At 33.4% G+C, this 6,144-nt stretch carries 8 protein-coding genes; all 8 read left to right on the plus strand.

Annotation, left to right across the window (positions count from 1 at the left end; translation table 11 throughout):
• The first annotated feature begins 55 nt into the window (after positions 1-55).
• The 8 genes from LKW28_RS08990 to LKW28_RS09025 all read left to right on the plus strand — a co-directional run bounded on the left by LKW28_RS08990 (position 56) and on the right by LKW28_RS09025 (position 6,103).
• Positions 56-463, plus strand: a complete 408-nt coding sequence (locus tag LKW28_RS08990) for a DUF3888 domain-containing protein (protein ID WP_229140016.1) — start codon at positions 56-58, stop codon at positions 461-463.
• 151 nt (positions 464-614) lie between these two features.
• Positions 615-1,187, plus strand: coding sequence for a hypothetical protein (locus tag LKW28_RS08995; RefSeq protein ID WP_229140017.1), 573 nt, complete (start codon positions 615-617; stop codon positions 1,185-1,187).
• A gap of 144 nt (positions 1,188-1,331) precedes the next feature.
• Positions 1,332-1,619, plus strand: a complete 288-nt coding sequence (locus LKW28_RS09000; protein WP_229140018.1) for a hypothetical protein — start codon at positions 1,332-1,334, stop codon at positions 1,617-1,619.
• A 253-nt stretch (positions 1,620-1,872) separates the two neighbouring features.
• The gene (locus LKW28_RS09005) at positions 1,873-2,211 is read left to right on the plus strand and encodes a hypothetical protein (RefSeq protein ID WP_229140019.1); all 339 of its coding nucleotides are present in this window, start codon (positions 1,873-1,875) and stop codon (positions 2,209-2,211) included.
• Between the two features lie 164 nt (positions 2,212-2,375).
• Positions 2,376-2,936: a sigma-70 family RNA polymerase sigma factor gene (locus LKW28_RS09010; RefSeq protein ID WP_229140020.1), complete on the plus strand. Its 561-nt coding sequence runs from the start codon at positions 2,376-2,378 to the stop codon at positions 2,934-2,936.
• A complete protein-coding gene (locus tag LKW28_RS09015; protein ID WP_229140021.1) occupies positions 2,926-4,413 on the plus strand; it encodes a sigma-E factor regulatory protein RseB domain-containing protein in 1,488 nt (495 codons plus the stop codon). The genes LKW28_RS09010 and LKW28_RS09015 overlap by 11 nt, the downstream gene beginning before the upstream one ends.
• Positions 4,414-4,508: 95 nt before the next feature.
• Positions 4,509-5,249 (plus strand): type I methionyl aminopeptidase, encoded by a 741-nt coding sequence (gene map, locus LKW28_RS09020; protein ID WP_229140022.1) that lies wholly within the window; start codon positions 4,509-4,511, stop codon positions 5,247-5,249.
• Positions 5,250-5,578: 329 nt separating this feature from the next.
• The gene (locus LKW28_RS09025; protein WP_229140023.1) at positions 5,579-6,103 is read left to right on the plus strand and encodes an HXXEE domain-containing protein; all 525 of its coding nucleotides are present in this window, start codon (positions 5,579-5,581) and stop codon (positions 6,101-6,103) included.
• Positions 6,104-6,144 lie beyond the last annotated feature (41 nt).

Consider the following 6,144-nt stretch of genomic DNA (forward strand, 5'->3'; position numbering starts at 1 on the left):
TTTATTCAGGAAAAATACCTACAAAGAAATACTGTTATAGAGAGTAGGTATTGGTTTGAATAAAGTCATTATGATTAGCTGTCTCTTAACCTTTAGTGCTATTTCTCCCGTTCAAGCAGAGAATAATGATAAACGTTATGAGATGATGCTTGAAGATATTATTTATTCGTTTTTATCGCCGTTGGAATCAAAAGCAATTAAAGATTATTTTGGTGAGAGTTACCAATCTGATTTTTGCAGATTTGTAGAGGTTAAGACAAATCCTGACCAAGCATATAGATATGAAATAACGTATCAATTCACAACCTATGAAAGAGCAATAATGCCCCCTTATCATTTGTTTACTTTAAAAGTGGGTAACAAATCTCCCACTGATTGGTTTATTAAAGATGTTAAAGTAAAAAAATTACCCGAGAATGAAGATTATACAAAGAAGTGTAGAAAACCATGGATTATTTGGTAATCAATTAGACTTGGGAAGCTTCCTTAAAAAAGGAGCCGCCTCTGTAACATTGTGAAAGATTACAATTAAAGTAGGCTGCTGTTTAGTGGAACAAGAATAGTTAGTTGTTGGTTGGTGAAAATACTCCTAAATATAATTTAGGGTGATGTATATGAAGAAAAGTTTCATTCTATTAATGCTTCTATTCAGTATTTTAATTTGTGAGTTGAATAATGGAACAGTATATGCAATTACAAACGATGAGCCTCAGCCTTTAGAGGAAATTTATCCTGAAATTGGGTACAAAACAGTTGAAGAAGCGGTAAAAGAATTTGAGCAACATTTCAAACAGGATTTAAAGCTACCTCTTAGGATCCCGCCTATAAGCTTTACTCATTATTTTGGAAGGTTTAGTGATTTAGATGGCGACGCAAACGATTCTTTTGAAATGAAGTTTATAAGTGATAAATCACCTGAAAATCATTACAAAATAGTTGTTCGACCGGTTAATCATAAAATTCCAATCAGGGATAAGTATATTCTTAAAGTGTTTAAACTAAAGAATGGAAATGCAGCAAAATATATGGAGTATAGAAGTTTTGGTGCGCTAGTCTTTGAAAGAGATAATTGGCAATACATGCTTAGTATTGATAAAAGGATTTCTAATAAGGTTACTCCTGAAGTTCTAGTTGAAATAGCTAATTCAATTGATTATCCACGTAAAAAGAAAAAACCATTACAATAACAGTGTGTTAATTAAGCTAAACAGGCGCGATGATCCAAGAAGGATTATCGCCTTTTTTGTTGAAGTTATAAAGCTAATGGGGCAGATTTGTTCTATAAGCAATCACAATTGTTAATAAAAAAGATTAGATATGGAGGTATAGATATGTGGGTAATATTAGGGGTTATTGCAATAATAGTAACTTTTATAAATCTTTATCTGTATGCAGCAGGAAAGGATTATAAGCTTGCTATGGCGTTGGGATTATCATTTACAGCACTAACACTTTGTGCAGAATACAGTCTTGTATCGATGTGGGTAGAAGCGAAAGATTGGGCAGCTTTAGATGACGTAGTACCTGGTATGGAGAGAGCATTATGGTTTTTGACAATTGCTTCTATCTTACTAAATATAGCACCGATACTTTTAGAACGAAAAGGTAAGAAAAAATGACTTCTTGCCACATCATTTATTATACAATGCAATAAATTTGTAACTGTTTATGTATACGAACGGGTGCATTAATCTATGAAGGATTAATGGCATTGAGAGAAAAGGGGGCAAAAACGGCAGTTGTTGTTTATACTTCCCCAGATGCATGTAAGCTTTATAAGTCTATTGGCTTTGAACAATTCGCTCAAACAAAATCGTTTCATCGTTAAAAATAGACATATTGTTAACATAGTCAAGCTCAAGGAGGAAATCCATGAAAAAAAAGCGAACTAAAACCTTTATTTATGCTCTTATTATTTTACTTTTTCTAACCTTACCATTCTCAAAACCTTCTCCTGAGACTTTTAATAAGTGGTTAGCGTATAAATATGATACAGAGTGTACTGGAGATAATTGTGAATATAAAAATTCACAGGAAAAAGTTGTACACAGAACAATAGACGATTATATTTTTATAAATAAGATGGGCATTATCCTTGAAGATGAAGAAGGTAGTAGAACACTAATTGAAGGAATAGGGATTTTTGGAACCTTCATTCCATTTACATTCAACCCAGGATATAGTCCGTTAGTGGATATTTACAAATATTAAAGTTTATTAAAATACTTGCTAACCCATACTTCAGTGTCGAAGTGCGGGTTTCTTTTTTTTCTAAATTATAGACCATAAGCTATTTCTTAAGTAATTTATATATAAGGCGAACCTAAACATAATTGGTTTCGTCTAATACTTAAAACCTAAAAGGAAGCGAATACATGATTGAAATGGAAAGGGAACCTGATACATCAATTGATTTTCTGGACAAAGAAGAGAAGCTTAAGTGGTTAATGGATCAGTATGGTCAAGAAGTGATTATGCTGGCTTATACATATGTAAAAGATACGCAATTGGCGGAGGATATCACTCAAGAAGTTTTTATCAAATGTTATGAGAAATTGGATTCGTTCAGGCATGAATCTTCATACAAGACATGGATATACCGAATAACGATTAATAAATGTAAAGACGTGTTCAGGAGTTGGCAATATAGACACCTTGTTATTACAGATTTTATAAAGGTGAAAAAAGAGAAAGCAAGTCACTCGGCTGAGTTTGAGAATATAAAGCGGGAAGAAAAATCATGGGTTGCAGATGCAGTAATGAGCTTACCTATTAAATTAAGAGAGGTTATTATTCTATATTATTATGAAGATATGAAAATTGATGAGATTGCTTCAATGTTGGAGACAAAGGCCAATACAGTAAAGACGAGATTGCATCGAGCGCGGCATGCACTAGACAAAAAGTTAAAAGGGGGCGAGCTAAATGGAAGATAAACTGAAGGATTTAAAAAATATTTTAACGGATTCTATAACAAACGAAAAAAATATTCATTTTACCCAAGAGCATAAGAATAGAGTCTTAAAAACGATTAAATCAAATTCTTTACGAAACAATGTTTCTAGGTCATTTCATGGAAGAATTCATCTGCTATTTAGTGTTGCACTTACTTGTATTTTGTTAGCCGGCACATATTACATTGCAGGGATCGATGATATATTTTCGAAAAATGATGCCGATCAAATTTATCAGGCACTTGAACCAAATAAAATCTCTCCAGACTCCAGCACGGATATTCCGGAGAACACCGTTATTACTCCTACTGCTAAGGAAGAAAATTACAAAGACATGACAAAAGAGGAAATTTACAAGAAACTATTATCATCTGATAAATTTGATACTGCCAAAGGTGAATATGAAATTCAAACGGTAATCCATGATGGTACAAAAATGAGTTCAAATGTTAAATATTCACTTAGCTTAAGTCCAATAATGGGTGGCTACAGTTCCGAAGCGTATAACCAAGGGGATGCTGTGGAGAGCGTTATTACGTACTATAAAGAAGATACTCTTTGGACAGTAGATAGTGCATCTAAAACCTATTCGGAGAGAAGATATAGGAACAGCGTGCAACATCCAATAGCCCGAAGTTCACTGTTTCCGCGTGAAATCACATTAAATTACTTAAAAAATTTAGAAAACTGGGAGATTGAAATACAGAATGAAAAAATCCTTACTCATAACACGATTGTTATAAAAGGCAATTTAAACGAGTATGCAGCAGAGAAACACAGTGCAAAAACATTTCGTTTCTGGATTGATAAAGATTCTGGAGTCCTCTTAAAATATGAAACATACAATCAAAACGGTGAAGTTGTTGACTATTTATATCCAAAGGAACTCCAAATAAATGTGCCAATAGATCCAAAAATGTTTACTCCAAATTTAGAAGGATACAAGAAGATTGAGAGAGAATCAGCTAATGAAGGACCAAAACAAAACGACAAACAACAGCCACCAGAACTGAACTTACAAAAACCCTCATTTTCAAATGAAAAAGGTTACCTCTATGTCCATGGAATAACGTTGGGCGATTCAATGGATAAGGTAATAGAACGCCTGGGAGAAAAATATTCAGTAGATGAAGAGGACGGTAGCGGGGCAGATGTAATCTTAGACTATAATGGGTTTGCAAGATTTTATTTCAAAGATAAAAAGGTGAACTGGATATTATTAATGAAAGTAGATAAAAAATACTTCAACAATCTATTTGATGGTTATGAAGGTTCTAAATTTACATCTTTAATTAATGGAGCTGATAGTGACCGCTATTTTTACTCTAAGGTGACTAACCAAATCTTAAAGGCAACTACGAACGTTCCTAATCGTGATCTATATTTGTACCTTATATATCCTGGCCCAGAGATCCAAGAAAACCCAGATTTTCTAAAGATGGAACAAAGCTTAGAATAATTTAAAGTTAGTAGGAATAAGAAATGCCGTTCCGTTTATGCTAGAATCTAAATGGAATACTAATCATGAGATATTTTAAAAAGTGAGGATTTACGATGATTGCAAAAACAGAAGAAGACTTTAATGGTTTGAAGGAAATTGGCAAAATTGTTGCCACGATTAGAGATGAATTGGTACAAAGAACAGTTCCTGGAATAACAACTAAAGAACTTGATGACATTGCCGGAGAACTTTTTGAGAAAGAAGGCGCAGTTTCGGCTCCAAAAAGTGAATATAGTTTTCCTGGCTATACTTGTATTAGTGTTAATGATGAAGTGGCACATGGTATTCCGGGGCAACGTGTTATTCATGAAGGGGATCTAGTAAATGTAGATGTTTCAGGCTCAAAGAACGGTTATTTCGCAGATACAGGAATCTCGTTTGTTGTAGGCGAAGGAGAAGAAGTGTTAACGAAAATATGCGACGTTGCTAGAAAGGCATTTGAAGAAGGTCTTAAAAAAGCAAAACCTGGTTCAAAAAAAAGCGGGATCGGAAAAGTAGTATTCCAAACAGCAAAGCAGCATGAATTAACTGTTATCAAAAATCTTACCGGACACGGTATTGGACGTAAAATACACGAAGCACCTGACCATATTTATAATTATAATGATACATGGGATGATGAATTATTAAAGGAAGGGATGGTTATCGCATTCGAACCATTTATCTCAACCTTTGAAGAAGAAGTATTCCAAAAAGAAGACGGCTGGACCTATGCTACAGAAAAAAGCTATGTGGCTCAATTGGAACATACGATTATCCTAACTAAAAATGGTCCGATCATTATTACACTTTAATTCAAGCATTACGGGAAAAAATATATAGAGTTCGCTTACTAAATGGTGCGTTGATCCTAGAAGGATTAACGCTTATTTTTGTTGAAGTTATTGTAATTACGGGGCAGTTAGATTACCGATTAACAAGAGGTAAAGATAAGGGTGCTATTGTTAAACAGGGTAATCCATGTAGGGTCGCATTTTTCTTATTATTATAATTGTAATTTTATTTTTGGGAAATTATGTTAACATCGTGGTAGAGGTTATTAAGTTATTAGAGGAGGATAGTTGAGGAAGAACAACGAGTATATTTAAAAGAAAATAACCGTTTTATAGAAAGGATACGAATTATGGAACAGTGGTTTGATATTCAAACACTTATCTGGTTATTTCCAATTATGTTTATCCTTCATGACTTTGAAGAAATTATTATGGTTGAGAGTTGGATGAAGAGAAATTCAACTAAGATATACAACGTATTGCCGAAAAGATTTGCGGATAGAGTGATTAAACAATTTTCTATGTCAACAGCCCAGTTTGCAGTTGCCGTATTAATTATATTCCTATTCGTAAGTAGTTCAACCGTTATGGCAAATCAATATGTCATTCAAGGATTACTTGGTAATATTTATATTTTCACCATTATTACATTGGTCTTTTTTCTACACGCTTTCACTCATATTGGTCAATCTATTATTCTTCGATCCGTTACGCCTGGTGCATTTACTTCTCTGATTGTTATAATTCCATACAGTTTAGTCTTATATCGTTCATTATTAGTGAATGAAATAATTACATGGAAAACTATTTTTCTATCCTTACCTTATTGTCTATTAATTATCCCAATTGTGTTATTGCTATCCCATAATGACTGAAAGTTGACGGTATTGCCTGTCCAGAATTTGACGAGTATAAT

The sequence above is a fragment of the Bacillus sp. REN16 genome (genome assembly GCF_020731355.1).
GTDB lineage: Bacteria > Bacillota > Bacilli > Bacillales > Bacillaceae_L > Ferdinandcohnia.

What these genes read in the sequence shown, in the direction of transcription:
- LKW28_RS08995 (WP_229140017.1), top strand. Translation starts at nt 615, where the DNA reads ATGAAGAAAAGTTTCATTCTATTAATGCTTCTATTCAGTATTTTAATT.
- LKW28_RS09000 (WP_229140018.1), top strand. Translation starts at nt 1,332, where the DNA reads ATGTGGGTAATATTAGGGGTTATTGCAATAATAGTAACTTTTATAAAT.
- LKW28_RS09005 (WP_229140019.1), top strand. Translation starts at nt 1,873, where the DNA reads ATGAAAAAAAAGCGAACTAAAACCTTTATTTATGCTCTTATTATTTTA.
- LKW28_RS09010 (WP_229140020.1), top strand. Translation starts at nt 2,376, where the DNA reads ATGATTGAAATGGAAAGGGAACCTGATACATCAATTGATTTTCTGGAC.
- LKW28_RS09015 (WP_229140021.1), top strand. Translation starts at nt 2,926, where the DNA reads ATGGAAGATAAACTGAAGGATTTAAAAAATATTTTAACGGATTCTATA.
- map (WP_229140022.1), top strand. Translation starts at nt 4,509, where the DNA reads ATGATTGCAAAAACAGAAGAAGACTTTAATGGTTTGAAGGAAATTGGC.
- LKW28_RS09025 (WP_229140023.1), top strand. Translation starts at nt 5,579, where the DNA reads ATGGAACAGTGGTTTGATATTCAAACACTTATCTGGTTATTTCCAATT.